A 25,157-nucleotide genomic window follows, 5' to 3' on the forward strand; every position below is an offset into this window, starting at 1 on the left:
AGACCTGACTGTATCGGGGATGCTCAAAAACCATAGATTGGCGAGCGCTATCGCCGACTGTGGTTTCTTTGAATTTCACCGGCAGTTGGAGTATAAGTGTGCTTGGTATGGGAGTCAATCAACTGTTTTTGACTTGACTGTATAGGTTTGATAAGTCTTGCAGAGCGGAAAAAGATGTTCAGAAGTTTCAGCAGAGCATGACAGCGGCAACACGCTCCACAGATTGGCAACTTTTGCAGCGACTGATTCCTTACCTTAAGCCCTATCGCTGGGGATTGGTGGGAAGTGGTTTGCTCTTGATTCCCTTGGCGGCAGCGGCGGCACTGCAACCCATCATCATTGGTCAGGCGATCGCCTTCCTCAAGGGAGAAGAGAGTACCTACGGCTTTTTGAAGGCCTTGAGCCTGACCCAAGGGATTGATCTACTGAGCATCGCTCTGCTGGTGACGGTGGTGCTGCGATTTGGGGTACAGGCAGTGCAAGGGTACTGGATCCAAAAAATCGGCCAAAACATTACAGCCGATATTCGCCACGACCTCTTTGACCATGTGCTGCGATTGTCCTCCCGCTTTTTTGACCGCACCCCCGTCGGCAAGCTCATTACCCGTTTGACCAGTGATGTGGATGCTCTAGGGGATGTATTTGCCACCGGAGCGGTGGGGGTTCTTAGCGATGTCTTCTCGATGCTGGTGGTCATCCTGACGATGTTTTTCATTGACCACCTGCTGGCAACGCTGCTGCTGGCTCTGGTGCTGCCGATCACCGCCCTGATTATCTATTTTCAACATCGCTATCGCGTGGCCAACTATAAATCCCGCGAGGAACTGTCGCTCTTGAATGCCGATCTTCAGGAAAACATCGTTGGGATTACGGTGGTGCAACTGTTTCGCCGTGAGGCCTTTAATAGCCAACTGTTTCGGCGGCGCAATCAACGCTACATCAAAGAGGTGGATCGGACGATTTTCTATGATTCGGCGGTATCAGCGACGTTGGAGTGGATTGCCTTTGTGGCGATCGCTGGGGTTCTCTGGCTGGGGGGCGCCTTGGTGGAGCAGCGCACGATTGACTTTGGTACCTTAGCCACGTTTATCCTCTTTTCCCAGCGGGTGTTTGATCCATTGCGGCAGTTGGCGGAGAAATTTACCACGGTGCAAGCAGGCTTAACCGCCATTGAGCGCATCCACGATTTACTCTCAGAACCTATTGAAATTCAGGATCCCGATCGCACCTTTTTGCCTTTGCCCAAGGCAGAAAATACAGCCGTTGCCGTTGAGTTTCGCGATGTTTGGCTGGCCTACAAAGACGAAGACTATGTCCTCAAGCAACTTTCCTTTCAAATCCATGCTGGTGAGAAGGTGGCGATTGTGGGTCCCACGGGCGCGGGCAAAAGTTCGATTATTCGCTTGCTCTGTCGCCTCTATGATCCTACGCGAGGTGAAGTCCTCGTTGGTGGTCGCAATGTGCGCGAATTCACCCAAGCAGAATTGCGACAGAACATTGGCGTGATCTTGCAGGACAGCTTTCTTTTCTCTGGGGATGTCAAAAGCAACATTGCCCTTGGTGATGACTACACCCTTGGCGACATTCAACGAGTAGCCGCCGAAATGAACATTGCCGACTTTATTGAGCAGTTGCCCCAAGGCTATGATACCCCCCTGCGGCAGCGGGGCACGAATCTGTCGGCAGGACAGCGGCAACTGTTGGCCTTTGCGCGGGTGGCGATTCGCAATCCCAAAATCCTTGTCCTTGATGAGGCAACCGCCAATTTGGATGTGGGTACAGAGGCAATGATTCAGGAGGCCTTGAACCGCCTCTTGGTGAATCGAACGGCGATTATCATTGCCCACCGCCTCGCTACGATCCGCCATGTGGATCGCATTTTTGTGCTCAAACGGGGACAACTAGTGGAGCAGGGCGCCCACAGTGAACTGTTGGCTCGCAATGGCGTATATGCCCATCTCTATCGGTTGCAGGCATTAACGGAGGAGAAAGCTCCTAGGCAGGATGCCTAGTCCCTTGCCGAATCCACAACAACAGCGGCAGCCCCAGCAGTTGCAGCACCACCGATGCCAACACCAATAGCCCCAAGGAGCGATCGTAGAGCATCCCCATGAGCAAACTCCCCAGAAACCAAGCGAGGCCATAGCCGGTGCTGAAAATCCCATAGGCGGATCCCCGGCGTTCGGGGGGAACGAGATTGGCAACAATTGCCCGCACAATGGAGTCTTGGGCACCCATCCCAATGCCCCACATTGCCGCAGACGTGAGGAAGACCAAGGGGGCAAAGCCGACCGAAAGCACGATCGCAAGGATCAAGGCTAGGATGCCCATACGATCTAGGAGGTAACCAAAGAGCAGGGCAGCAACGGCGTCAACCCCCATCGCCAAGGCATAGAGAAGCGGAATTTGACCGGTTTGCAGACTGTCTCCCTGCTGTAAATGAAAGGCAATCAAGGGAAAATCCACATACCCTGCCCCCAGCAAGGCCACCGCCAACAGATAAACCCAAAACAACCGCGGCAGTCGCTTGGTATTCAGGTCTGGAAGCACAGTTTCAAACTCCCGTGGCTCTGGATACCGCTGCTGCGTCACCAACAAAACGACCAAACCCATCAGGGCAGGAATGGCGAGGACGGCAAAACTCCATTGATAGTGTTGTGTCAGGGCAAAGACGCCGGCCACCAGCAGCGGCCCAATGACGGCACCCATTTGATCCATAGCCTCATGGAGACCAAAGCCAAAGCCGTGATCCACTTGGCTAGCGCCATAGGAGAGCAAAACATCGCGGGGGGGTGTACGAATCGCTTTGCCAGTACGCTCAGCAATCATGAATCCCGCTAGGAGTTCCCAACGATTGGCCAAGGCCATGAGGGGCACGGCCAAGGTATTGATGGCGTAACCCAAGGTGGTGATCCGCCAATAGGCACGGGTGCGATCGCTCACATAGCCAATTCCTAGGCGCAGACCATAGCCAATGAATTCCCCCAGACCCGCCACCAAGCCGACCACGGTACCACTGGCGCCTAAAACCCCTAACATAGACTCCTGTGAGACTGCGTGCCCCTTCGTAGGTGGCATCGGCACAAAGGGAGACGAGTCCCAATAGGATGACAAAACCCAAGGCTGACCCTTTTTTGCCCAACACGCTGAACTTCTCCTTGCCAGAATGTTCACAGTATAGTGGTGAGGAATTGGTAACGGGCGATCGCCATGGCGGATGCACTCAGCGCAGCTAGCCCCTTAGTCATTTGGACGAGTCTGGGGTTTATCTGTGGGCGTTGGTTACCGGCAGTGATTCCCCAATGGTTGGGACGTGGCCTCTATTGGGTCGGGGTGCCCATTCAAATTTTTGCTTTGGTGCGGCAGACCAACTTTGCAGGGTTAATTTGGTTAGCACCGGTGCTGGCCTTTGGGGCGCTCCTTGTTGGCTATCTCCTTGCCCAAGGCCTGTACCATTGGCAGCAGCGCTACTTTCAACCGCAGTGGCTCCAATACACACCCCCCTTCCTGAAAAGTACAGTTCCCGAAGGAGAACGTCGCCGCTGTCAAGGGAGCTATTTAATTGCCAGTATTCTCGGCAACACGGGCTTTGTGGGCTTGGGAGTTTCGATTCCGCTTTTAAGTGCTCCAGCACTACCCTGGGCAACCTTCTACGCCATTACCCAAAATGCCTTGGGTACCTACGGCTTAGGTTCATTTCTAGGTCAGTACTACGGTAAGGGCAAGGATCAACCTTGGTGGCGAGCCTTGGCGGTGATTCCAACCGTGCCGACCCTTTGGGCATCAATGGTGGGCTTGGCTACCCATGATCTTTCCTTTCCCGACGCGATCGAGAAGTTGTGTGAGATGGATATACACTGGGTGATTCCCTTTGTCTTTGTTCTCACAGGAATTCGCCTCAGTCGGCTCCCCGGCTGGCAGAGCTTTCGCATGGCGTTGTTGCCTATGCTAGTGAAGACGCTGTTACTGCCGCTGACGATGCTGGCGATCGCCTATGGTTTAGGCTTGCGGGGGGATACGTTGCTGGCGATCGCGATTATGGCCGGTACACCGACAGCTTTTGCTGCTTTGATTTTGGCGGAGGAATATGAACTCAATACTGAAATCCCCCCGGCAGCCATTGCCTTAAGTATCCTGAGCTTTGTGGTGGTGTTACCGCTGTGGGTATTCCTGTGTCGTCAACTTTTAACATAGCGCTAACGCTTGCTCTCCTTTTTCAAGAACAGTGGCACACTGAAAATACCTGTCCATTCTTAGCCCTCTCACGAGTCTTCCTATGACCAATCCCCAAAGTTCTCCTCCGCCCCGTATTCCCAATTCACCCCCGATGGCGCCCCCTCGTCCGCCGATGGGTGCGGGTGTTCCGCCGATGCCCCCCCAACCCGGAATGGCGCCCCCCCGTCCTGCACCTCCCCCACCTCCCCAAGGGATGCCCCCCCAACCGGGAATGCCGCCTCGACCGATGCCACCGCAACCGGGGATGCCCCCACGACCGATGCCGCCGCAGCCGGGAATGCCCCAACAGGCGGTACCGACCCAACCGATGCCGACACCAGCCGCGCGTATTTCTGGCCCCACGATGGAACAACTGGTACGGGAGGCCTTTGAACACGGCTATTCCGATATTCACGTTGGGGTTGGGGAAGCGCCACGCTTTCGCGATCGCGGGCGCATTGAGATGACCAACCATCCGGTGACCGACGAGGAAACCTTTAACTATTGGCTCAATGAAATGCTCACCCCCCAACAAATTGAGCAGTTTCGCACCCATCTTGAATACGATGGTGCCTACCAGTACGAGGGGCTGTGCCGGGTGCGGATCAACATCTTTGTTGCCTTAAAAGGCCCCGCCATGGTGCTGCGCTTAATTCCTGTGAAAATTCTGACGCTGGAGCAGTTGAATCTGCCACCGGTCTTCAAAGATCTCTGCCACTACCACAAGGGTCTGATTTTGGTGACCGGGCCTACCGGCTCCGGGAAATCCACGACGCTAGCTGCTATGGTGGACTATATCAATAGCGAAATGCCGAAGCACATTATCTCCATTGAAGATCCGATTGAGTTTGTCCACCAAAGTCGCCGTGCGCTAATCCGCCAGCGGGAAGTGGGTATCCATACGCTGAAGTTTGACAATGCCCTGAAGGCGTCGTTGCGGGAAGACCCCGATATTATTCTGATTGGGGAGATGCGCGATCGCGAGACGGTGAATACAGCCCTCAAAGCAGCGCAAACGGGTCACTTGGTCTTTGGCACCTTGCACACCAACAGTGCGGTGAAAACAATTGAGCGGATCCTCAACCTCTACAACCCCGATGAACAAGGCCCCATGCGGATGCAGGTGGCGGAATCCTTGGTGGCAGTCATTGCCCAGGCTCTTGTGCGCACCACCGATGGCAAGCGGGCAGCGATTCATGAAATCATGATCAACACCGATGCCATCAAAGATTACATTTTGCGGGGTGAGGTGGAGGAAATCGAGGCAATTATTCCCCAATGTCGCTATGACGGCATGTGCACAATGAACCAGTGCCTCTACGAACTCTATGAGGCGGGACGCATTGACGAAGAAACAGCGATCGAAAACTCCCCCAAACCCAACGAAATGGCGCAAATTCTACGGGGTCGTGTCTAGGGAAATGGTTGGCTTCAAGCCTGTCTTATACAAGGGGTTGGCGCTCCTGACACCGGGGGAGGATGTGGTCTTTTGCCGTGACCCCTCCAAGCAGGGACAGTGGCACCGCTCGCTCTGTCAGGCTCTGCAACAACTCTTGGATTTGGAGGAGCCGCCCCTTTTCCTGTCCCCCTGCTACACAGCGGCGGTGGATTACTGGTTTGACGAGGAGCAGCAATGTCTGCGGGTGGCGGCGGAGGTCTATCCCTTGGCGTGGCCCTATCGCCCCCTGTTGAATGCCCTGTTTGCTCCTCCGCATCAGCCTGCTTTACCTTGGCAGTTGATCCAAGATCCACAGCATCCCTGCGATGTGCAAGCCCTAGCGGCCTATCGCAGCACCTTTCCCCAACTGTGGGAGCATCACCAGCTTGTCTATGATTTGCAGGAAGCCACGCCCCTGAGCAGTTTTGCGCCACGTCCTTCAGAACCCGATCGCTATGTCTTTCGCCTATATGTCAGCGGGGAAACCCATGCCACCGAAGTTGCCCTGAAAAATCTTCACGATCTGCTGAGTCGCTCCCTTAAAGTGCCCTATACCCTCAAGGTGGTGGATGTCACCAAGCAGCCGGAGTTGGCAGAAGAAGATCAAGTCCAAGCCACCCCTACCTTGGTGCGGGTTTATCCCCAGCCGGTGCGCCGGGTTGTGGGACACTTGGATCATCGCGATCGCCTGCAACGGTTGTTGAATCCGTAGAGCAATGACGAGTTCTGCTAAAGAGCTGCTGGCTGCCGCTGCTGTGGCAAGAATTGAGGGCAAGCGGGATGCCTATGTGCCCTATCTGCGCCAAGTCTTTGCCGATGTGGTGGGAGAGGATGAGGCGGTCAGTGAAACCCGTGGTGGCCTAGCGGCAGCTCAGGAACGACTGGCCAAAATTCAGCCGCAGCGCTATGGTAAAAGTCGCAACTTCTTATCCGGGGCCGTCACCGGCCTGTCGGCCTATCTGCGCCACGGGGTCATCGGTTTGGCGGCGGTGCGCGATCGCCTGCGCGAAGTGGTAGCTCATCCCCATCAAGCGGAAGCCTTACTGCAACAACTGGCGTGGCGAGACTATTGGCAGCGCCTCTATGCCCGTTGGGGCGATCGCCTGTGGCAGGACATCGAACCCTATAAAACCGGCTGGCAAGCAGCAGACTATGCAACCGATCTACCCCCTGCACTCATTGCCGCGGACACAGGGTTGGCCTGCATGGATGCCTTTAGCCGCGATCTGCAACGAACGGGGTACTTGCACAATCATGCCCGCCTGTGGCTCGCCGCCTACGTAGTCCATTGGTGCCGTGTGCGCTGGCAAGCAGGAGCCGCTTGGTTTTTGCAGCATCTCCTCGATGGGGATCCGGCGAGCAATAACCTCTCGTGGCAGTGGGTCGCCAGTACCTTTAGCCACAAGCCCTACTTTTTTAACCGCCAAAACCTCGAACACTATAGCGAGGGTAAATACTGTCGCCGCTGTGCCATGGCCAGTTGCTGTCCCTTTGAGGCCACCTATGAGGAACTGGAGGCGCGTCTTTTTCCCCACAAGTAGCGTTATTGAGGGATAGGCTTGAGGAGTTTGCGCAAAATCAAACAGTTACCTCCCCCCGCTACACGCTGATAGGCCAGTTCATCTGTAATCGTTGCCAACAAACGCAGTCCCCGTCCCCCTTCGGCATCGAGAGGAATTTGGGTAGGCAGCGTTTGCAGCTTGGCCACCAGATCAAAGGGGTCACCCTGATCCCAAATGCGCAATTCAATTTGAGTCTCCCCAAGGAAGAGATCAATGCGAATCGGGGTATCCGTGGGGCGATCGCGATGGGCATGGCGCACCGCATTGGTGAACCCCTCTGCAAGGGCCAGTTCTAATTTCAACCACTCTTCAATGGGCAGCCTTGCTGGGCGGTACTGATTGAACCACGCCAAGAGAGCCTCCAGTTGGGTCAGGTCACTGGTCAATGTCAGGGAAACCGTTGGCGGGGGAGGCGTCATAAGCTAAGTTGTCCTTGCGTTCTTTCTGGATAGAGTGCCCCAGAGCGATCGCCAGTTGGGGGGGTAACAGAGTCCCTTAGGAAAAAAGCGCGTACCCAAGAGGATGAGCAACCCATAGAGCATCAGACGCCCATCGCGGCAAAAGGTCGCTACTGCCGTGGGCAAATAGGGTTGATCGGCGAGTCCCCGCAGCAGTTCCGGTAAGGCTGTAAAGAGCATACCGCCAGCGATCGCCCCCACAAAAGTACGATTGCCGCCCACCAGCACCGCCGTCAGTGCCAGCACCCCCGTATCAAACGTGCCCTGACGCGGATTCCACGTATTCAAAAGATGAGCAGCCAAAACTCCTGCTACCCCCGCCAGAATAGCCCCCAAGACAAAGCCCAAGACCTTGTAGCGCGTGGTATCCATGCCGAGGGTCTGTGCCACCAATTCATCAGCACGAATGGCCTGCATCGCCTTACCCGCACGGGTCTGTTCCAAACGACCAATGGCGATCGCCACCCCAATCAACAAAGGCAGCGTCAGCCACAAATAGCCCAAGGGCGTCCTAAAGGGTTGAGCAATGCCAAAGATCCCGATCGCCCCCCCGGTGATCTCCAGATTCAGAGTCAACACCCGCAGCACCTCCGAGAAAGCGATCGTCGCAATCGTAAAATAAATGCCCCGCAAGCGCAGCACGGGCACCCCTAGGCTCCATCCCACCAAACCACAGACAAGAGCCGCCAACACCATCTCCCCTAGCACCAAGGGCACCGGATAGGGATTCAGGCCTGCAAAAACACGGGTCGAGAGCAGTGCGGCAATATAGCCACCAATGGCATAAAAGGCCGGGCTCGCAAGGGAGAGCTGACCACTCATCAGGGGCAAATAGAGCGATAGTGCCAACAGCGCCCCCAAGGTCATCGAAACAATCAGAAAATCGTAGGTGCCAAGCCAACCCGACATAGCCAATGCTAGAGATCCACCGCATCGGCCGGCACGCTTCGTTCCACAAGCTGCTGCAACTCGGCAATAATCGCCGCTTCAAGGGTCTTATCCCTAAGGCGAATCGTCAAACGCGACAGCCGCAGTGAAGCCGTAATCCGACCGCTAGGAAGATCTAACCACACCAACTGTTGAAACCGGCGACAGCGACCGCCATAGCGTTGGGCAAGGGTGGTGAGTTCCTCTGCCGTGGGCGATCGCCCCAAATCCACATCCACCACCCATATGCCGCCACATTCTCGCCGTTTAGAAAGTTGAAGGGACATCCTTTGGAACTGACCTATAGGCGTTGGGCATAGAATTCACACCAAGGATCGCCCTTCTCCCGTGCCTTCACCTCTACCCCTTGAAACACACCGCCCCGCTGAAAAAGACGATTGTAAAAGGCCTCATCCAAAACAGGTTTCTGTTGAATGCGTCCGTTATAGACAATGTTCATCATGGCAGGCACCGCCCCTTGGGCAAAATAGCAGGCCGGTTGGGCAGCGTCGGGATAGGAGGCCAAAAAGTAGTTCGTTTCATAGTTGCCATCAATCGCCACGCGGCAGGATTCATTCCTGACCACCTCTAGGGCTTGCCAACGCCCCCACCCCAAACTACTGGCAACAGCGTAGCCCCCGTGAATCCAATCGGTATCGGTTTTCAACATGGGGCCAACCACCGTTTCCCACTCCAAAGATTCCATGATATTGCCAAAGGTGTAAAAGACACAGACATGACCCGATTCTCGAATCAAGGCTTGCCCCACTTCCAGTAGCTGCGGATCCACCTTTTGTAGCTCATCAAGGAAACGGTACTGAATGCGGGTGTAGTAGTTGGCCGGCATCCGTGTCAGCAGCACATTAAATGCGCGAATCTGACCATTCGCATCCCCTTCGAGGGGCAGCCCCCAGAGGGCTTCGTTCACCGCATCATAGTCCACACTCGTTTCTGCTTTTGGCAGCGGGACGGGTTGATCAATCAACTTACCCATCTGGGGACTGGGGGTCAGGGCGCGGGGCACCGCTGCCTTAGTTACATGGATGATGCAGTGATCTTGCCGCGTCACAGCCATACAACTGGTTTCTTCGGCCACATAGGTGCCCAAGGCTGCAAAGGCGGCATCGAGGGCTGCCGCCACATAACCCACCGCCAAGTGATCAATGGGCTTGGTACGGTTGACCTGCTCACCGTATTTCCCTAGCCAGCCCTCGGCATAGTGGGAGTGGGTCAATTCCACCTCACCTCCCTGTTCTGTTACCTCAAAGTTGAGGCGGCCAAAGCCCAAAAAGCTAAAAATTTGCGCTGCGGTGGCCAAGCGTTCTGCTGCTGTTTGCAGTCCCAAGGTATTGAAGGCATTGGTGAGCACACTATAGAAAATCTCTTGGGCAGAAGTCTGTAGGATACTCACCCCATCAATCCAGTCGGGGTCTTCAATCGTCTGCTGGAGAAACAGATTGTAGTGGTGGCAGTGGAAAATCATCGGCTCATTAAAAAAGGCCACCAGCTTCCGAGGGCGATCAATGCACAGATGCTCAAACATAGCTACGAATTTTTTCTTGAGTTTCTAATTAAGGGCAATTCAACAGCACTAGGGAAGCGCAACAGGGAGACGTTCCACCCCCAAAATATCGGCCACGCCCTTGTAGAGAATGCGCAGTTCCCGCTCATCTAACTGGCCTTTTTCCAACCGCTCGCGGTGCAAACCCGTTTTCAACGACAGCCGCAGCGTCACAAAGTTGGGATCTGGGGCATAGCGACGGGCATAACTGAGCAGCAGTTGAGCAACAGAGGTGGTGTTGTCCTGTACAGGAGGCAGCAGTGGCTTCCCATCCGCCAAGATCGCCTTAATGCGCTCAAAGACCAGCTTCAGGTTCGTGCTACTTTTGGTGAGAAACAGGACAAAGTAGGGAGTCTTGTTAAAGGCTTTGATCACGAGGCGCACGTCTGCCGAACCCGCTAACAAATAGTCTGCCTCTGAGGCAGGATCCACCACTTGGCACACGCGGTTATTGGCTCGCAGCAGATCGCTGGCATAGGCACCGAGGGAGCTAAGAGAGTCATTTTCAAGGTAAGTATCACTGTAGTTAATTTCGGCAATGGTGGCTCCATCGGTCATGCGGCCAACTAGAACAGCCAATACGCCCGGCAGGCCGGCAATGTGCTGCTCTAAAACACTCTTGAGCGTGCGCACTAACACTTGCTTCCTCCTGAGAAAAGTTAAGCTTTGACTAACTATAAATTTTATAGAGGTTATCAATGGTTGCTCATCCGTAGAATTTCTGATACCTTTAACTATTTATTAAAAATTAACATTTGTATCATTGAGTACGATTTTCTAGCCTAGCCGCTCTAGGAGCGAGTCATGACGACAGGAGCAGAACTGCCCATTCCCGACTTCTTTGACCCTGCTAAAGTTGCGCAGGTGTGGCGCGTTCCCTACCAAGAACGGGCAGCCCAAGCTCGCCAATGGGCACAGCAGTACCAAATTCCTCCCGCCAGTGAAGATCAGCAGCGCACGATTCTGCTGCTCATTGATGTGCAAAACACGTTTTGCTTGCCAGAGTTTGAGCTATTTGTTCAGGGTGCGGTGGCAGACAATCAACGCCTTTGCCGCTTTATCTATACCCACCTTGCCCAGATTAGTGAGATTATCGTTACTCTCGACACCCACACCGCCGCTCAAATTTTCCATTCCCTCTTTTGGGTGGATGCCCACGGCGAACCGCCACCCCCGCTGACCACCATTACCGTCGAGGATGTGGAAAAGGGACGTTGGCAACCGAATCCCCACCTGTTGACTTCGCTTGGCATGAGCGATCCAGAGAGTTTGCAGGCCTATGCCCGCTACTATGTGACCCGGCTAGCCGCCAGCGGCAAATTTCCCCTGACGATTTGGCCCTACCACTCGATGCTGGGGGGGATTGGTCATGCCTTGGTGTCTGCGGTGGAGGAGGCCTGTTTCTTTCACACGGTGGCGCGTCAGCAGCCAGCCCGCATTGAACTCAAGGGGAGTCATCCCCTCACCGAAAATTATTCGGTGCTGCGGCCGGAGGTGAGCCACGATCCCCAAGGACGTCCTTTGGTGTCGGTGAATACAGCTTTGATTGAGCATCTGCTGGCAGGCGATCGCCTGATCATTGCCGGTCAAGCCAAAAGTCACTGTGTTGCTTGGACGGTGGCCGACCTGCTCGCTGAAATTCAACGGCGCGATCCTCGGCTGGCGCAGCGGGTCTATCTCCTTGAGGACTGTATGTCCCCGGTGAGGGTGGCGGGGGTGGTGGACTTTAGTGAAGCTGCCGATGCAACCTTTGCCGAGTTTGCCGCTGCCGGCATGCACCGCATCACCACGACCACTGCTCCTTGGAATCTTTAGTTGATCTAAAGACTCACCACTTCTGAAAAGAGACGGTTTAGGATCGGGGCTAGATGCATCCTCACTAGGGAGGGGCAATGACCGACTACACCGCCCACGAGCAAGCCCTCGATCGCGATTGTTTGACCCTATCTCGCCACGTACTCCAGCAACTGCAACGCTTTGACGCCGATGCCCAAGACCTCAGTGCCCTGATGAATCGCATTGCCCTTGCAGGTAAGCTCATTGCCCGCCGTTTGAGTCGAGCAGGTCTCATGGAGGGGGTACTGGGCTTTACGGGTGGTGTGAATATCCAAGGCGAGGATGTCAAAAAAATGGATGTCTATGCCAATGAGGTTTTTATTGCCGCCTTTAAGCAGAGTGGCTTGGTATGTCGCCTCGCCTCTGAGGAAATGGAGAAGCCCTACTACATTCCAGAAAATTGCCCCATTGGCCGCTACACTCTTCTCTACGACCCCCTAGATGGTTCCTCCAATGTGGACATCAACCTGAATGTGGGATCCATCTTTGCAATTCGCCGCCAAGAGGGCACCGATCTAGACGGCACCGCTGCCGATCTTCTCCAAGATGGCCACAAGCAAATTGCCGCCGGCTACATTCTCTATGGCCCCAGCACCATGCTGGTCTATTCCATGGGCAAGGGTACCCATGTGTTTGTCCTTGACCCCAGCCTCGGCGAGTTTATTCTGGCGATCGAGAACCTGCAAATTCCCGCCAGTGGCCCCATCTACAGCGTCAATGAAGGCAACTTCTGGGCATGGGAAGAGTCCATTCGCAACTACATTCGCCATGTCCATCGCCAAGCCGGCTACAGCGCCCGCTACAGTGGTGCCCTTGTCGGCGATATTCACCGCATCCTCATGCAGGGAGGGGTCTTTCTCTATCCGGGGACGCAAAAAAATCCGGCGGGGAAGTTGCGTCTGCTCTACGAAGCAGCACCGATCGCCTTCTTGGTGGAACAGGCCGGCGGCAAAGCCAGCACCGGCACCCAACCGCTGCTCGATGTCGTGCCCGATCATCTGCACATGCGCACCCCCCTCATTATCGGCAGTCCTGAGAACGTTGCCCTTGTGGAATCCTTTATTCGGCAAGCCCCTGCCACCCCCACCGTGACACAGGTGTAAGCCATGGTAACCCTCTTTGACAATCCCCTGCGGGTCGGATTACGCCAAGAGCGCACCCCAGAGCCACTGATTCTTGTGATCTTCGGTGCCAGTGGCGATCTCACGCAGCGCAAGCTCATTCCCTCCCTCTATCAACTGAAACTGGAACGCCGTTTGCCCCCAGAACTCACCATTGTGGGGGTGGCGCGGCGCGACTGGAGTGATGACTACTTTCGTGAGCACCTGCGCCGAGGGGTTGAGGAATTCGGCAGCGGCATTCAAGCAGAACCCCTGTGGCAGGAATTTGCCCAAGGCCTGTTTTACTGCTCCGGCAATATGGACGATCCTGCCGCCTACACCAAGCTGAAAACGCTTCTGGCCGAGCTGGACGAAAAACGCCAAACTCGCGGCAACCGCGTCTTTTATCTTGCCGTCTCACCGAACTTTTTCGTCGAGGCCATTCAACAACTGGGGGCAGCAGGCCTATTGAGTGATCCCCAAAAACATCGCCTCGTGATTGAAAAGCCCTTTGGCCGCGATCTCACCTCTGCCCAAGTGCTCAATGGGGTGGTGCAGTCGGTGTGCAAAGAGGAGCAAGTCTATCGCATTGACCACTACCTCGGCAAAGAAACCGTCCAAAACCTAATGGTCTTTCGCTTTGCCAATGCCATCTTTGAACCCCTGTGGAACCGCCAGTACGTAGATCACGTGCAGATTACCGTTGCCGAAACCGTCGGCGTCGAAGACCGCGCCGGCTACTATGAAACCGCCGGTGCCCTGCGGGACATGGTGCAAAATCACATCCTTCAGCTGTTGGCCTTGACCGCCATGGAACCTCCCAATGCCCTCGATGCCGATAGTCTGCGCAACGAAAAGGTGAAGGTTCTCCAAGCCACCCGTTTAGCAGATCTGGATAATCTTGATGCCTGTGCCGTGCGCGGCCAATACCGAGCGGGCTGGATGAAGGGCAAACCTGTTGTGGGCTATCGCCAAGAACCGGGGGTGAGTCCCACCTCCACCACCCCTACCTATGTGGCACTGAAACTGGTCATTGATAACTGGCGCTGGCAGGGAGTGCCCTTTTATTTGCGCACGGGTAAACGCCTAGCCAAAAAGGTTACGGAAATCTCGATCCAGTTTCGTGATGTGCCCCTGCTAATTTTCCAGTCGGCGGCGCGCCAAACCAATCCCAACATCCTGACAATGCGCATCCAACCCAATGAGGGCATTGCCCTGCGCTTTGAAGCCAAGATGCCCGGTGCGGATCTGCGCACGCGCACGGTGGAAATGGACTTTAGCTACGGCTCCTCCTTTGGGATGGCGACGGCGGATGCCTATGCACGGCTCCTGCTGGACTGCATGCTGGGGGATCAAACCCTCTTTACGCGGGCGGATGAGGTGGAAGCTGCTTGGCGGGTGGTGATGCCGGTTCTCAGTGCTTGGGATGCCCCCACAGATCCAGACACGATTCCCACCTATGAAGCCGGAACATGGGATCCCGATGTCGCAGAAGCCCTGATTAATGCCGATGGGCGGCGGTGGCGGCGACTCTAATGTTTGCCCATCATGGGAATCAAGGCCGAACTCCTGCACACCCTGACGAAAAAAATTAGGTACCTAGGTATGGCAACTGAATCCACTCCCCTCGTAGCACTACAGGATCCCCTAGATGTCTCCCTTGATGATATTGAGCAAAGTTTGCGGCAAATTTGGCTCAGCCACGGCGGGGATGGCACCGCTCCAGCAGCAGTGCGGGCAACCACCTTTACCCTAGTCGTTTATGAGGCGGATGATACCCAACAATTGCTCGCAGCCTTGGGCTACTACACAGGGCCCATTGATGGCATTCTTGGCCCCCGCATGCAGTCGGCGATTCGCGCGGCTGAGAAGAATCACAACTTGCCCTTGACGGGTCGCATTACACCGCAACTGCGGCAGGCCCTGCAAGAGGAATATGCCCAAGGGACGCGGCGGAGCGATCGCCCGGCGGTGGATATGCGCGGTAGCGGCCTTGCCGATGCGATCGCCAGCCAAAACCCCTGTCGGGTGATTGCCCTGTGCCCTACCCTTGGCGAAGATACGGGAATTACGGCGCAGGTGGCCGCCTACTGCCCCATTAACAAAAAGGTGCGCAGTTCCCTCGTCTGCTGTGAATACATTACCCTCAAAGGCACCCATCGCGCCTTCCAGCGGGTGGAACCCCTGTTGCAGTCTTTAATCATTCGCGAGCTACCCCGCTTTTTGTGGTGGAAGGGGGACTTGTTCAACAACTTTGAGTTATTTCAAACCCTTGCCCCGCAATTTAGTCGCGTCATTGTCGATTCCAGTGAATTTCTCGATCCGCTGCGTGGCCTGCGGGCGATCGCTCCCCTGTTGGAACAGAACCTTCCCCTTGCCGATTTGAACTGGCGCCGTCTGGGGGCATGGCAAGAACTGGCCGCCGAAGCCTTTGATCCTCCCGAACGCCGCTTGGCCATCAAGGAAATCGATCAGGTGGTCATTGACTACGAAAAAGGCAATCCCGCCCAAGCTTTAATGTACCTTGGCTGGTTAGCTTCGCGTCTTCAGTGGCAGCCGCGCCAGATCCGTCATGAGTGCGGCGACTATGACGTGTATCATGTGGAACTCGTGGCTTCCGATCAACGGCTGATCACAGCCGAGTTGGCAGGGATTCCCACCGGCGATCCCGGCCTCGTGCTGGGGGATTTGATTGATTTGAAACTCACTTCCTCCAATCTCCAAGCCGATTGCTGTACAATCATTTGCTCCGAAACCCGTGGCTGTATGCGCATGGAAGCAGGGGGCAGTGCCCAACTGTGCCGTACCTACCATGTGTCTCCCCTCAGTGATCTGACGGCTGAGGTGCTTTTGAGTCAGGAGCTTCAGCGCTGGGGACAGGACTTCCTCTACAGCGAGAGTTTTGCCATTCTCTCTCAGATGCTGGCCTTGATGCCCTAACATTAGGGAGGTATGACAGAAGATTTTCGCTTGGTCATTGACCTCAGTGTGGTACTGGGGGCAGCGGCAGTAGGGGGGGTATTGGCAGCGCTGCTGCGACAGCCGATCCTCTTGGGCTATCTTTTGGCCGGTATGGTGGTGGGGCCAACGGGGCTAGGGCTTCTCAAAGAAGTCCCCCAAGTGGAAGGCTTGGCTCAACTGGGGGTGGCCTTTTTACTCTTTGCCCTGGGGGTGAGCTTTTCCCTCGGTGAAATTAAGAAAGTCCAAGGGGTGAGCTTAGGCGGCAGTGCCCTGCAAATTCTCCTGACCATTGTTGTCACGACGCTCATTTCGGTTGGGGTTGGCTGGGTGGGTTCACCGAATCAGGGCATTTTTCTCGGTGCTGTCCTTTCCCTCTCTTCCACTGCAGTGGTACTGCGCAGCCTGATGGATCGCAATGAGCTGGAGTCACTCCAAGGGCAAATTATGCTGGGGATTCTGGTTGTGCAGGATCTGGCGGTGGGCTTGATGATTGCAGTTCTACCTGCCCTGAATAAACCGCCAGAGGAGTTGGGACTTGCCCTCGGCCAAGCAGTATTGACCATTGCTTTGATTGCCGTGGGGGCGATCGCTGCCGGTATGTGGTTGCTACCCCCTCTGCTTCGGTTACTGGCAAAAACGGAGAGTCGCGAGCTGTTCCTTTTGGGTGTCGTTGCCCTCTGCTTGGGAATTGCCCTGCTGACGCAGTATTTGGGGCTTTCGATTGAGATTGGTGCCTTTATTGCGGGTCTGATGATCTCAGAGGTGGAGTACGCCGATCAGACGCTTGACTATGTGGAATCCATCCGCGATGTCTTTACCACCCTCTTTTTTGCCTCAATCGGCATGCTCATTGATCCTGTGTTTCTCTGGCAGCACTGGGATCGCATTATTGAATTGGTCAGCTTGGTGATCCTCGGCAAGTTTCTGATCACGACACCGATTGTCAAGCTCTTTGGCTACTCATGGAAAACCTCCCTGCTAGCCGGGATTGGCCTTGCCCAGATTGGGGAATTTTCCTTTGTGCTGTTGACGGCAGGGCGGGGCTTAGGGTTGGTCTCCCAACCGGTTTACTTACTGACTCTCGGCACTACGGCGGTGACTTTGCTGGTGACCCCCTTTTTGTTGAGATGGGTGCCAAGGGTGTTGGAACTGCCGCTGCTGCGCCGCCTCCTCAAGGAGGATGAAATTCTTGATATGGATTTAACGGGGTTGCCGCAGCGGAACCATGTGATTGTCTGCGGCTATGGGCGTGTCGGCAAAAGTGTGGTGAAACTGCTGCAAAAACAAAATTATCCCGTCCTAGTGATTGAACAAAGTGAAACGGTTATTAACGAAGTGCGAGAGGCGCGACTCCCTTACATTTACGGCAATGCTGCCAGTGCCACAATTCTGGCCAAAGCAGGGGTGGATCAAGCGTTGGGGATGGCGATCGCCCTCTCGGATAGTATGAGTACTCGCCTCTGTCTCAAGCGTGCCCTAGAGTTTGCTCCGGAACTGGATGTCATTGTCCGTGCCAATAGCGATCGCGACATTGAGTTGCTCTATCAACTAGGGGCACGGGAGGTGGTGCAACCCGAATTTGAAGCCAGTCTGGAGTTGGCGGCTCATCTGTTCTTTACGCTGGGCATGGGTGAGCGCCACATTCAGCAGCGGGTACAACAGGTGCGTGACGGCCACTACGCCAATTTGCGAGGCGATACTCCACCCGAGGGAACTGCCCGTCTTTTGCGGCAAGCAGCTCAGGATATGAACAGTCGCTGGATCACACTCCCTGAGAATTCGCCTATTCGGGGCATGAGCTTGGCAGAAATCCAACTGCGACAGTTGACGGGGGTGACTCTGCTGGCCATTGTCCGCGCCGATGGTACTGAGGTGGATTATCCCAGTGGGGACACCTGTCTTCAGGGGGGCGATCGCCTGCTCGTTGTTGGTCAGACGGCGGAATTTGCGGCCTGTGAAGCCCTGATCAATGGCCGGGTCGGTGTCCCCCAAGGAGAAACCTCGTTTCTCTGGATCATGTTGCCTCAAGCGATGGGTGAGCAACAGCGCACTATTGCCGATCTGAACCTGCCTGAGACGGTGACTATCCGTGCCCTGCGGCGAGAGGGAACGCTGCTATTGGAACCCAAGGAGGATTGTCCTTTAATGGCGGGCGATCGCCTCCTCCTCACTGGTCCTATAGATGCCCTAAACCGCGTTGGCGATCAACTGCAAGCGCGATCGACTCCCCTGCCACCGTAAACCCACAGAGAAAAAACAACGCACACATCTCTTTAGAAGCCTCGCAATTCAGGCGTTACGTAGGTAGGGACGAGTAACCCTTCCTTTGGTGAGATTTCGATTTCCATTGACAAGAATTAGCTTTTACATCTATACTTCTAATGAGTAATTATTCCTCTTTACTAACAGGGATAAAGAGATTTATGCTTTCAAGTCAAACTTTTTCAGAAAATTTCAAAAAGACCATCAAGTCTATTAAACTGTTTCTGATTGCTCCTGCAAGAAACCCAATTACGAAACTTGAGTCCTATTTGTACTTGCCCCATATAGAAAAGAATACGGATATACTTCAGTTTGATCAAGATATTAATATAATAGACATTCCGATGAGAATTTGCTATCACTTAGTTCCAGAAGAGTTTTCACAAAACTCACTCTACGGTATATCGAAAACAATCAAGCAATACGCTGGTATCCAGCCTAAGAAAAAGCTGATGGCACCTATTGAACATGGTTGCTATTTAGATGATTCTGGAGCACCTGACAACGATCCAGATGCAAGAGCAATTATCACATTTAGTGAGTTCAGGAAAGAAGTTATTTCAAAGTACACAGAGACGAGAGTACTAAATATAGGACCATATATACACTATGCAGAGTTAATCGATGTTGAAAAACTTAAGAATTACAAGAAAAAACTTGGAAGAACATTACTATTTTTTCCCGCCCACTCAACCCATCTAATTAAAGCCTCATTCAATCATTTACAAACTATTGAATGGCTTAAAAGAGTATCAAAAGATTATCAATTTGAATCGGTACTTATTTGCTTCTACTGGAAAGATTGTAAGCCTGAAATTATAGAACTCTATCTCAATGCAGGGTTTCATTGCACAACAGCAGGTCATATTTATGATTGGAATTTTCTGAATCGTCTTAAATCAATCATTTGGTTGTCAGATGTCACTGCTTCTAACGCTATTGGTACTCACATTGGGTACTGCATCTATATGAATAGACCCCATTGGCTGTTTGAACAGCAGATAACCCACACGGCAGATGTTCTAGTCAACATTCCCTTGAAAATCAGGGTAGAGAATGAAATAAAATCTTATAAAGAAAGAAAAACATATCAATCTATTTTGTCATATCTAACTAATTTGTTTTGCAATAATTCATTAAGAGTGACAGACGAGCAGTATGAAGTTTGTAACTATTTTTGGGGATTTAACTGTATTAAAACAGCTGAAGAAATGAAAAGAGAATTGATTCCATTAATTGAATAAATGTAATAGCTCTCCAAACTATCAATCACGTCATCCACCACGTCTGACGATTATCTAGGCCACGCCCCATGGATAATAAACCGTAAGATGGGCATCTTGTTCCTGCCATAAGACTTGCAGCTTCAGGGGGCACATACCGAAATGGTTTGCTGCTGCCGCTAAGTATAGGCCAGCTCCAATTCGCCTAACCAGCCGGCTAGGCCGTTTTAGCCCCCCACCGCCGCCAGAGATTGTCGCTGCTGTTGCACCTGAAGATAGACCAAGAGGGCATTGATGTCCGCTGGATTTACCCCACCAATCCGGCTGGCTTGACCAATGGTGAGGGGGCGGATGGCACTGAGTTTTTCCCGTGCCTCCATTGAAAGGGTAGGGATCGCAAAGTAATCTAAATCCGCAGGGAGCGGACGTTGTTCTTGGCGAGCAATCTGCTCAATTTCCCGTTGCTGCCGTTCAATGTAGCCTGCATACTTAATGGCAATTTCCACCGCCTCCTTCTCTTGGGGGGTCAAGTCGGGATTGCCAAGGCCGTGGCGATCCAGTAGGTCGTAGTGTACCCCCGATCGCCGCAGCAGCTCATCCAGGGCAATGGCACTCTTAATTGCTTGACCTGTTGCGGCAACAATTGCTTCCCCCACGGGATCGTGGGCTTTAATGCGGGTGGTTTGCAGACGCCGGGTCTCCGCTGCAAGACGCCGTTGCTTGGCTTGAAACACCTGCCACCGGGCTTCACTCACCAAGCCAATCTCATACCCCAAGGGAGTGAGCCGCTGGTCAGCATTGTCAGATCGCAACACCAACCGATATTCCGATCGACTGGTGAGCATGCGATAGGGTTCCCGCAGTTCCTTGGTACACAGATCATCAATGAGGGTGCCAATGTAGCTCTCCTGGCGTGGGAAGGTGATCATCGGTTTCCCTTGAACAAAGCGAGCCGCATTGATGCCGGCCACAATGCCTTGGGCGGCTGCTTCCTCATAGCCGGTGGTGCCGTTGATTTGCCCGGCGCAGAATAGCCCCTGAATTTTTTTGGTCATTAGGGTTGGGAAGCACTGGGTGGCCGGCAAGTAGTCGTATTCCACCGCATAGGCCGGACGCAGCATGATACAGTTTTCTAGCCCCGGCAGCGTGCGCAACAGTTGTAGTTGCAGGGGTTCCGGTAGCCCTGTGGAAAATCCTTGGATGTAGAGTTCCGGGGTGTCACGACCTTCGGGTTCAATAAAAATTTGATGGCTCTCCTTGTCGGCAAAGCGGACAATTTTATCCTCAATGCTGGGGCAGTAGCGGGGGCCTTTGGCCTCTACCCAACCGCCATAGACCGGTGTCAGGTGCAAATTCTCGCGAATCAATTGGTGGGTAGCAGGCGTAGTGCGGGTCAAATAGCAATTCATCTGGGGGCGTTCCACCCATGCTGTGGGGTCAAAGCTAAACCAGCGCAGCTGCTCATCCGGCGGTTGCGGTTCCATTTTGCTGTAGTCCACCGATCGCCGGTCTACCCGTGCAGGGGTTCCCGTTTTCAGGCGACCCACTTCAAAGCCGAGACGGGCTAAGGTTTGGGAGAGTCCTTCGGCAGCAAATTCACCGGCGCGACCGGCGGGCATGGATTTATTTCCTACCCAAATGCGACCGCCGAGGAAGGTTCCCGTCGTCAGAATCACCGCCTGACAGCGGAAGGCGACACCAAAGTAGGTTTCCACCCCAATCACGGTGTCATTGGCATCGAGGACTAAATCTGTGACCATCCCCTCCCGCACGAGCAAGTTGGGCTGATTTTCCACCACCTGCTTCATGACGGCGCTGTATTCCCGCTTGTCGGTTTGTGCCCGCAACGCCCAGACGGCCGGCCCGCGTGAGGCATTCAAGAGCCGCTTTTGCAGATAGGTGCGATCGGTTACACGGCCGATTTCGCCCCCTAGGGCATCCACTTCGTGCACCAGTTGTGATTTTGCCGGGCCGCCCACCGCGGGATTACAGGGCTGCCAAGCAATTTTATCGAGGTTAAGGGTCAGCAAGAGAGTACGACAGCCCAACCGTGCCGCTGCTAAGGCTGCTTCACAACCCGCGTGACCTGCACCGACCACAACGACATCGAATTCATCCTGAAACGGCGGCAGCGTTGACATGGCGATTGCACCCTAATGGTTTGAATGGTTTGGCGATGATTTAGAAGAACGTGGCGCTGCTGGAGAACCCCGATAGAAGTTGGACAATGAATTGCAAGAGGAAGAAGGCAATAATCGGTGAAAAGTCAAGGCCACCGATGGGAGGAATCAGACCACGAAAGATATTTAGGTAGGGATCCGTTAACTGACTGAGAATCGAAAAGGGGGGATTGTACCAGTTGATATTGGGAAACCACGACAGCAGAACGCGAATCAGCAGTACGATTAAGTAAATCTGCAAAAAGTTCGCAATCCCCATCAACAGAATGGGCAATACAGGTGCCTCAGTCATTGGTCTTCCCCTTGCAAATTCAAGTACACCCCTTATTGTACCAATGCTGGCAAAAAGCTAACCCCAGCAGCTATTCTCCCTCGCTAGACTAGGGAATAGAAGTTTCTGTATTTATTCCCATAAAGGTATCGCTTTGCCCCTGCATAGGGGAGCGATCGCCAAAGGATAACGAGATAGAGAACTGTCCGACAGCGGCTTTGACTGTTTTGGGCAGGTTCCATCCTTGGGAAAAGGGCTGTATTCTGGATTGCGGCGTTTTCATTGACATTCAACTGAAGTTCAGGGGTTCAGTATGTTACAGATGTCGGCCATGGGTCATACACTGGTGGGCACCTATGCCCTGATTGGATTTACCCTCTCTGGCCTATCGTTTTTGCGGGCTTGGGTACAGCGGCAGTACAAAGGACCTATCCAACGCTTGAAGGAAGAGTGCGATCGCCTGCACCAAATTGTCAGCGAGCAAGCCCAGCGCATTGAGGGGCTAAAGGAACTGGTCACCCGTAGCGAACAGGAGCGCGATCGCCAGCGCCAAGAAATTGAGCAGTTGCGCTCAGAAGTAGAACGACTGCAAAATCGCTGTCAAGAACTAGAAGAGCAGCAAGAGCAACTGCAAACTCAAGTGAGTGGCTATCGCCGGCAGGTGGCAGAATTGACGAATGCCCTCAACACTAGCCAAGCAGAAAATGAAGCTTTACGGGACAATTGCGATCGCTATCGCCAAGAGTTAGAAGCTGCCTATCAACGCAGTAGCAACCTCGAAGAGGAATATGCCAGTCAAACGGCAACACTGACCGCTTCTTTAACCACGATGGAGGCCACCTGTCGGGCAAAAGAGGCAGAGCTAGCGGCCTGTCATGCCACGGTGAGCAAGCGGGAACGTGAAATTGAAGGGTTACACCATGAGATTGCAGATCTCCATCAAGAAGTCGAGGAGCTTCAGCAAACCGTTGAACACCTGCAAACCCAGAAGCAAGGGGCAAATATCTACGCCCAATGGCTGACATGGCTCAGCAGCACTGTGGCGATCGCGGCTCTGGTACTCAATCTTGGGCCTTGGAGTCCCCTGTGGGCAGCCATCTATTCTCACTTACCCATGTTTTCCTAGAGAATGAAGCTCACACCCCCTGCTGAGGCGAGGTGGTGGTGTCAATGCTAACCTGAGACGTGAGAGTCCACAGATCACACACACAAACCGACCTTCTAGGCGAGTATCGGGAACGTTTGCCCACATACTCCTCACTGTCCTTTTGGCAAGTGAGCTGAAGAATCCCTCTGGCAGCGATGTTTTGACTGCCATTCAGATCGCAGTTATAGCGTTTGCCAGAGGATCGTTTTTGGAATCCCGATTCACCACTCCAGAACCGTCATAGGCAAGTTTTGAAGTGTAGTACCAATTCAATTTGAAGATGGTGCTAATAAAGGGTGGGTGATGAATGACTACCTCCTCTGAAAATTGAGCACTCTGCTTTCCGTCCCCTTTGAGACCTGCTTATTAGTCTCAACCTTACAAAGAACTGGTATTAAGGATTTTAATATCTGATCAGCAATGACTTTCACCAGTGGTACCACGACTGAATTACCAAACTGCTGATAGACTCTTGTATCACTCACTACAATCTTGAAGGAGTCTGGAAACCCCATCAAGCGAGCACACTCCCGTGGCGTTAGGCGGCGTGGATTGTTATTCTCTTGGGGAATTAGAATTTCTGAACCATCTTTGTAATATCTTGCACTTAATGTTCGGGTTACTCCCTCCAAATCTACGAGGCCATCGCCAAATCCATTCCCGCGAGCACGATGCTATTTAGCATAATTCTGCAAATACTGCCACAGGCGATCGCTCAACGTATACTTAGCATCCACAGAGGGTTCTAGAATATCTTTCACTCGATGTTTTTGAATGGGTAGATGAGGGAACGTAAATTCCAGAGGTTCCCTAAAGCCGACGATGAAATCCTAGGGCATTGTGCTTGCTCACACCCGCAATGCTAAAGGGTTGACAGGGAAACCCTGCTAATAAGATGTCATGGTCGGGAATTTCCGTCGAGGCGATTTGGGTAATATCTCCTGCTGGTACTTCACAAAATTCGCTGCATAGCTTATCCGGGCAAACTTGTTCCACTCTGAGCTAAAAACACAACAACCGCCTGCTTGGGTAAAACCGAGCCGCATTCCACCGATGCCGGCAAAGAGATCAATAAAGTTTGGCTGCTGCATATACAGTTCGGAGTGGATATAGCTTTATTCATTTTAAGGCCTATGTATTGGCACTCAGCCATGTGATGGCTTCCCGTAGCCATGCCTCTGGATCGCTATTCTTGGCAAGGGTGCTCGTTTGCCCAACAGCAGTGAGGGCGGCTTCAATCTCGCGATCGCTATAGCCCAAGGCCAAGAGAGTCAACTCCAGTTCCTCACGAATCGCCTCTGTGGGCAGGCGAGAAGGAGCTGTTGTTAACCCCGTTTCCTGTCGCCAAGCGCTGAGGGCGGCTTTGAGTTCTAGGGCAATCCGTTCAGCAGTTTTATTGCCTACCCCTGGTGCGCGACTGAGGCGACGGGTATTACCACTAACAATTGCCTGTACTAATTCTGGCAGAGGGAGCGTATCGAGTAGCGACAGTGCCATCTGTGGCCCAACCCCATTGACACGGATCAAGCGCAGAAAGAGATCTCGCTCCGCTGCTGAGGCAAAGCCATAGAGGAGCATCTGATCCTCACGAACCGCGAGATGGGTAAAAATCTGCACCACCTCAGAGCTTGGTGGGTATTGCTGCAAAAGATGGGATGTGACCAGTAAGTGATAACCCACGCCATTCACCTCTAAGATCAGGGCAGAGCGATGACTACCCTCCAATTGATGAGCAACAACGGTTCCTCTGAGGTAGGCAAACACACTAGGTTTCTGCTCGCAGACTGCTGGAAGTGGTTAAGCCAAGCCGATGATGAGATTCGAACTCACGACCGCTCGATTACGAATCGAGTGCTCTACCACTGAGCTACATCGGCATTCAAATCATTATTTATGGTAGCACGATCGCCCTGAGGACAAGCGGGGCAGCGGAAAAATTTTTGCGATCGCGCGCTTGTGTGCATCTGCCCCAAGGGTTACAATAGACGATTGTGTTAATTAACGAGTTAAGAAAAT

At 53.5% G+C, this 25,157-nt stretch carries 20 protein-coding genes, 1 tRNA gene and 3 pseudogenes; 13 read left to right on the forward strand and 11 right to left on the reverse strand.

Annotated elements, in window-relative coordinates:
* Both ACK4IR_RS00985 and ACK4IR_RS00990 read left to right on the forward strand, forming a co-directional pair.
* Nucleotides 1-133 (forward strand): annotated as a pseudogene (locus ACK4IR_RS00985) (RNA-guided endonuclease TnpB family protein); the annotation flags it as partial.
* 64 nt (nt 134-197) lie between these two features.
* Nucleotides 198-2,012, forward strand: a complete 1,815-nt coding sequence (locus tag ACK4IR_RS00990; protein ID WP_409871410.1) for an ABC transporter ATP-binding protein — start codon at nt 198-200, stop codon at nt 2,010-2,012.
* On the opposite strand, the pseudogene ACK4IR_RS00995 reads toward ACK4IR_RS00990, so the two are convergent.
* A pseudogene (locus ACK4IR_RS00995) lies at nt 1,996-3,142 on the reverse strand (MFS transporter). The gene ACK4IR_RS00990 and the pseudogene ACK4IR_RS00995 sit on opposite strands and share 17 nt — an antisense overlap.
* A 68-nt stretch (nt 3,143-3,210) precedes the next feature.
* Between ACK4IR_RS00995 and ACK4IR_RS01000 the strand changes: the two are divergent.
* The 4 genes from ACK4IR_RS01000 (at nt 3,211) to ACK4IR_RS01015 (ending at nt 7,194) form a co-directional block, all read left to right on the forward strand.
* Entirely contained in the window at nt 3,211-4,194 is a 984-nt protein-coding gene (locus tag ACK4IR_RS01000) for an AEC family transporter (RefSeq protein ID WP_409871413.1), read from the forward strand.
* Between the two features lie 82 nt (nt 4,195-4,276).
* On the forward strand, nt 4,277-5,632 hold the full coding sequence (locus ACK4IR_RS01005; protein WP_409871415.1) for a type IV pilus twitching motility protein PilT: 1,356 nt from the start codon (nt 4,277-4,279) through the stop codon (nt 5,630-5,632).
* Nucleotides 5,633-5,636: 4 nt separating this feature from the next.
* The gene (locus ACK4IR_RS01010) at nt 5,637-6,365 is read left to right on the forward strand and encodes a circadian clock KaiB family protein (protein ID WP_409871417.1); all 729 of its coding nucleotides are present in this window, start codon (nt 5,637-5,639) and stop codon (nt 6,363-6,365) included.
* A 4-nt stretch (nt 6,366-6,369) separates the two neighbouring features.
* Nucleotides 6,370-7,194: an FAD-binding domain-containing protein gene (locus ACK4IR_RS01015; protein ID WP_409871420.1), complete on the forward strand. Its 825-nt coding sequence runs from the start codon at nt 6,370-6,372 to the stop codon at nt 7,192-7,194.
* Between the two features lie 2 nt (nt 7,195-7,196).
* Here ACK4IR_RS01015 and ACK4IR_RS01020 read toward each other — a convergent pair whose 3' ends face one another.
* Genes ACK4IR_RS01020 through ACK4IR_RS01040 form a run of 5 tightly spaced genes read right to left on the reverse strand, consistent with a single transcriptional unit; the run spans nt 7,197 to nt 10,800 of the window.
* The gene (locus ACK4IR_RS01020) at nt 7,197-7,634 is read right to left on the reverse strand and encodes an ATP-binding protein (RefSeq protein WP_409871423.1); all 438 of its coding nucleotides are present in this window, start codon (nt 7,632-7,634) and stop codon (nt 7,197-7,199) included.
* 3 nt (nt 7,635-7,637) lie between these two features.
* A complete protein-coding gene (locus ACK4IR_RS01025) occupies nt 7,638-8,582 on the reverse strand; it encodes a branched-chain amino acid ABC transporter permease (protein ID WP_409871425.1) in 945 nt (314 codons plus the stop codon).
* An 8-nt stretch (nt 8,583-8,590) separates the two neighbouring features.
* Nucleotides 8,591-8,887, reverse strand: a complete 297-nt coding sequence (locus tag ACK4IR_RS01030) for a hypothetical protein (protein ID WP_409871428.1) — start codon at nt 8,885-8,887, stop codon at nt 8,591-8,593.
* Between the two features lie 14 nt (nt 8,888-8,901).
* Entirely contained in the window at nt 8,902-10,143 is a 1,242-nt protein-coding gene (locus tag ACK4IR_RS01035) for a hypothetical protein (RefSeq protein WP_409871431.1), read from the reverse strand.
* 48 nt (nt 10,144-10,191) lie between these two features.
* Nucleotides 10,192-10,800, reverse strand: a complete 609-nt coding sequence (locus ACK4IR_RS01040) for a hypothetical protein (protein ID WP_409871434.1) — start codon at nt 10,798-10,800, stop codon at nt 10,192-10,194.
* Between the two features lie 165 nt (nt 10,801-10,965).
* Here ACK4IR_RS01040 and ACK4IR_RS01045 point away from each other — a divergent pair, with 165 nt between their 5' ends.
* From ACK4IR_RS01045 to ACK4IR_RS01070, 6 genes are all read left to right on the forward strand, one after another.
* Nucleotides 10,966-11,976 (forward strand): isochorismatase, encoded by a 1,011-nt coding sequence (locus ACK4IR_RS01045; protein ID WP_409871436.1) that lies wholly within the window; start codon nt 10,966-10,968, stop codon nt 11,974-11,976.
* Nucleotides 11,977-12,053: 77 nt separating this feature from the next.
* On the forward strand, nt 12,054-13,100 hold the full coding sequence (gene fbp, locus ACK4IR_RS01050; protein ID WP_409871438.1) for a class 1 fructose-bisphosphatase: 1,047 nt from the start codon (nt 12,054-12,056) through the stop codon (nt 13,098-13,100).
* A 3-nt stretch (nt 13,101-13,103) separates the two neighbouring features.
* Nucleotides 13,104-14,633, forward strand: coding sequence for a glucose-6-phosphate dehydrogenase (zwf, locus tag ACK4IR_RS01055; RefSeq protein ID WP_409871441.1), 1,530 nt, complete (start codon nt 13,104-13,106; stop codon nt 14,631-14,633).
* Nucleotides 14,634-14,702: 69 nt separating this feature from the next.
* Nucleotides 14,703-16,037 carry a glucose-6-phosphate dehydrogenase assembly protein OpcA gene (opcA, locus tag ACK4IR_RS01060; protein WP_409871443.1) on the forward strand — a complete coding sequence of 445 codons (1,335 nt, stop codon included), beginning with the start codon at nt 14,703-14,705 and terminating at the stop codon, nt 16,035-16,037.
* 12 nt (nt 16,038-16,049) lie between these two features.
* A complete protein-coding gene (locus ACK4IR_RS01065; RefSeq protein ID WP_409871446.1) occupies nt 16,050-18,299 on the forward strand; it encodes a cation:proton antiporter in 2,250 nt (749 codons plus the stop codon).
* A 182-nt stretch (nt 18,300-18,481) separates the two neighbouring features.
* Nucleotides 18,482-19,564, forward strand: a complete 1,083-nt coding sequence (locus ACK4IR_RS01070) for a hypothetical protein (RefSeq protein WP_409871449.1) — start codon at nt 18,482-18,484, stop codon at nt 19,562-19,564.
* 206 nt (nt 19,565-19,770) lie between these two features.
* Here the strand turns inward: ACK4IR_RS01070 and mnmG are convergent, their stop codons facing one another.
* A complete protein-coding gene (gene mnmG / locus ACK4IR_RS01075; protein WP_409871452.1) occupies nt 19,771-21,684 on the reverse strand; it encodes a tRNA uridine-5-carboxymethylaminomethyl(34) synthesis enzyme MnmG in 1,914 nt (637 codons plus the stop codon).
* 40 nt (nt 21,685-21,724) lie between these two features.
* Nucleotides 21,725-22,015, reverse strand: coding sequence for a YggT family protein (locus tag ACK4IR_RS01080; protein ID WP_149817300.1), 291 nt, complete (start codon nt 22,013-22,015; stop codon nt 21,725-21,727).
* A 292-nt stretch (nt 22,016-22,307) separates the two neighbouring features.
* Here ACK4IR_RS01080 and ACK4IR_RS01085 point away from each other — a divergent pair, with 292 nt between their 5' ends.
* A complete protein-coding gene (locus tag ACK4IR_RS01085) occupies nt 22,308-23,120 on the forward strand; it encodes a hypothetical protein (RefSeq protein ID WP_409871455.1) in 813 nt (270 codons plus the stop codon).
* A 332-nt stretch (nt 23,121-23,452) separates the two neighbouring features.
* Here the strand turns inward: ACK4IR_RS01085 and dcm are convergent.
* The 3 genes and pseudogenes from dcm to ACK4IR_RS01100 form a co-directional block, all read right to left on the reverse strand.
* Nucleotides 23,453-24,232 (reverse strand): annotated as a pseudogene (gene dcm / locus ACK4IR_RS01090) (DNA (cytosine-5-)-methyltransferase).
* A gap of 40 nt (nt 24,233-24,272) precedes the next feature.
* Nucleotides 24,273-24,905 (reverse strand): Holliday junction branch migration protein RuvA, encoded by a 633-nt coding sequence (gene ruvA, locus ACK4IR_RS01095; protein WP_409871458.1) that lies wholly within the window; start codon nt 24,903-24,905, stop codon nt 24,273-24,275.
* A 41-nt stretch (nt 24,906-24,946) separates the two neighbouring features.
* Nucleotides 24,947-25,018: transfer RNA gene (locus tag ACK4IR_RS01100), tRNA-Thr, on the reverse strand.
* Nucleotides 25,019-25,157 lie beyond the last annotated feature (139 nt).

The organism is Thermosynechococcus sp. (assembly GCF_046299635.1).
Classification (GTDB): Bacteria; Cyanobacteriota; Cyanobacteriia; order Thermosynechococcales; family Thermosynechococcaceae; genus Thermosynechococcus.

What these genes read in the sequence shown, in the direction of transcription:
- ACK4IR_RS00990 (WP_409871410.1), top strand. Translation starts at nt 198, where the DNA reads ATGACAGCGGCAACACGCTCCACAGATTGGCAACTTTTGCAGCGACTG.
- ACK4IR_RS01000 (WP_409871413.1), top strand. Translation starts at nt 3,211, where the DNA reads ATGGCGGATGCACTCAGCGCAGCTAGCCCCTTAGTCATTTGGACGAGT.
- ACK4IR_RS01005 (WP_409871415.1), top strand. Translation starts at nt 4,277, where the DNA reads ATGACCAATCCCCAAAGTTCTCCTCCGCCCCGTATTCCCAATTCACCC.
- ACK4IR_RS01010 (WP_409871417.1), top strand. Translation starts at nt 5,637, where the DNA reads ATGGTTGGCTTCAAGCCTGTCTTATACAAGGGGTTGGCGCTCCTGACA.
- ACK4IR_RS01015 (WP_409871420.1), top strand. Translation starts at nt 6,370, where the DNA reads ATGACGAGTTCTGCTAAAGAGCTGCTGGCTGCCGCTGCTGTGGCAAGA.
- ACK4IR_RS01020 (WP_409871423.1), bottom strand. Translation starts at nt 7,634, where the DNA reads ATGACGCCTCCCCCGCCAACGGTTTCCCTGACATTGACCAGTGACCTG.
- ACK4IR_RS01025 (WP_409871425.1), bottom strand. Translation starts at nt 8,582, where the DNA reads ATGTCGGGTTGGCTTGGCACCTACGATTTTCTGATTGTTTCGATGACC.
- ACK4IR_RS01030 (WP_409871428.1), bottom strand. Translation starts at nt 8,887, where the DNA reads ATGTCCCTTCAACTTTCTAAACGGCGAGAATGTGGCGGCATATGGGTG.
- ACK4IR_RS01035 (WP_409871431.1), bottom strand. Translation starts at nt 10,143, where the DNA reads ATGTTTGAGCATCTGTGCATTGATCGCCCTCGGAAGCTGGTGGCCTTT.
- ACK4IR_RS01045 (WP_409871436.1), top strand. Translation starts at nt 10,966, where the DNA reads ATGACGACAGGAGCAGAACTGCCCATTCCCGACTTCTTTGACCCTGCT.
- fbp (WP_409871438.1), top strand. Translation starts at nt 12,054, where the DNA reads ATGACCGACTACACCGCCCACGAGCAAGCCCTCGATCGCGATTGTTTG.
- zwf (WP_409871441.1), top strand. Translation starts at nt 13,104, where the DNA reads ATGGTAACCCTCTTTGACAATCCCCTGCGGGTCGGATTACGCCAAGAG.
- opcA (WP_409871443.1), top strand. Translation starts at nt 14,703, where the DNA reads ATGGCAACTGAATCCACTCCCCTCGTAGCACTACAGGATCCCCTAGAT.
- ACK4IR_RS01065 (WP_409871446.1), top strand. Translation starts at nt 16,050, where the DNA reads ATGACAGAAGATTTTCGCTTGGTCATTGACCTCAGTGTGGTACTGGGG.
- ACK4IR_RS01070 (WP_409871449.1), top strand. Translation starts at nt 18,482, where the DNA reads ATGCTTTCAAGTCAAACTTTTTCAGAAAATTTCAAAAAGACCATCAAG.
- mnmG (WP_409871452.1), bottom strand. Translation starts at nt 21,684, where the DNA reads ATGTCAACGCTGCCGCCGTTTCAGGATGAATTCGATGTCGTTGTGGTC.
- ACK4IR_RS01080 (WP_149817300.1), bottom strand. Translation starts at nt 22,015, where the DNA reads ATGACTGAGGCACCTGTATTGCCCATTCTGTTGATGGGGATTGCGAAC.
- ACK4IR_RS01085 (WP_409871455.1), top strand. Translation starts at nt 22,308, where the DNA reads ATGTTACAGATGTCGGCCATGGGTCATACACTGGTGGGCACCTATGCC.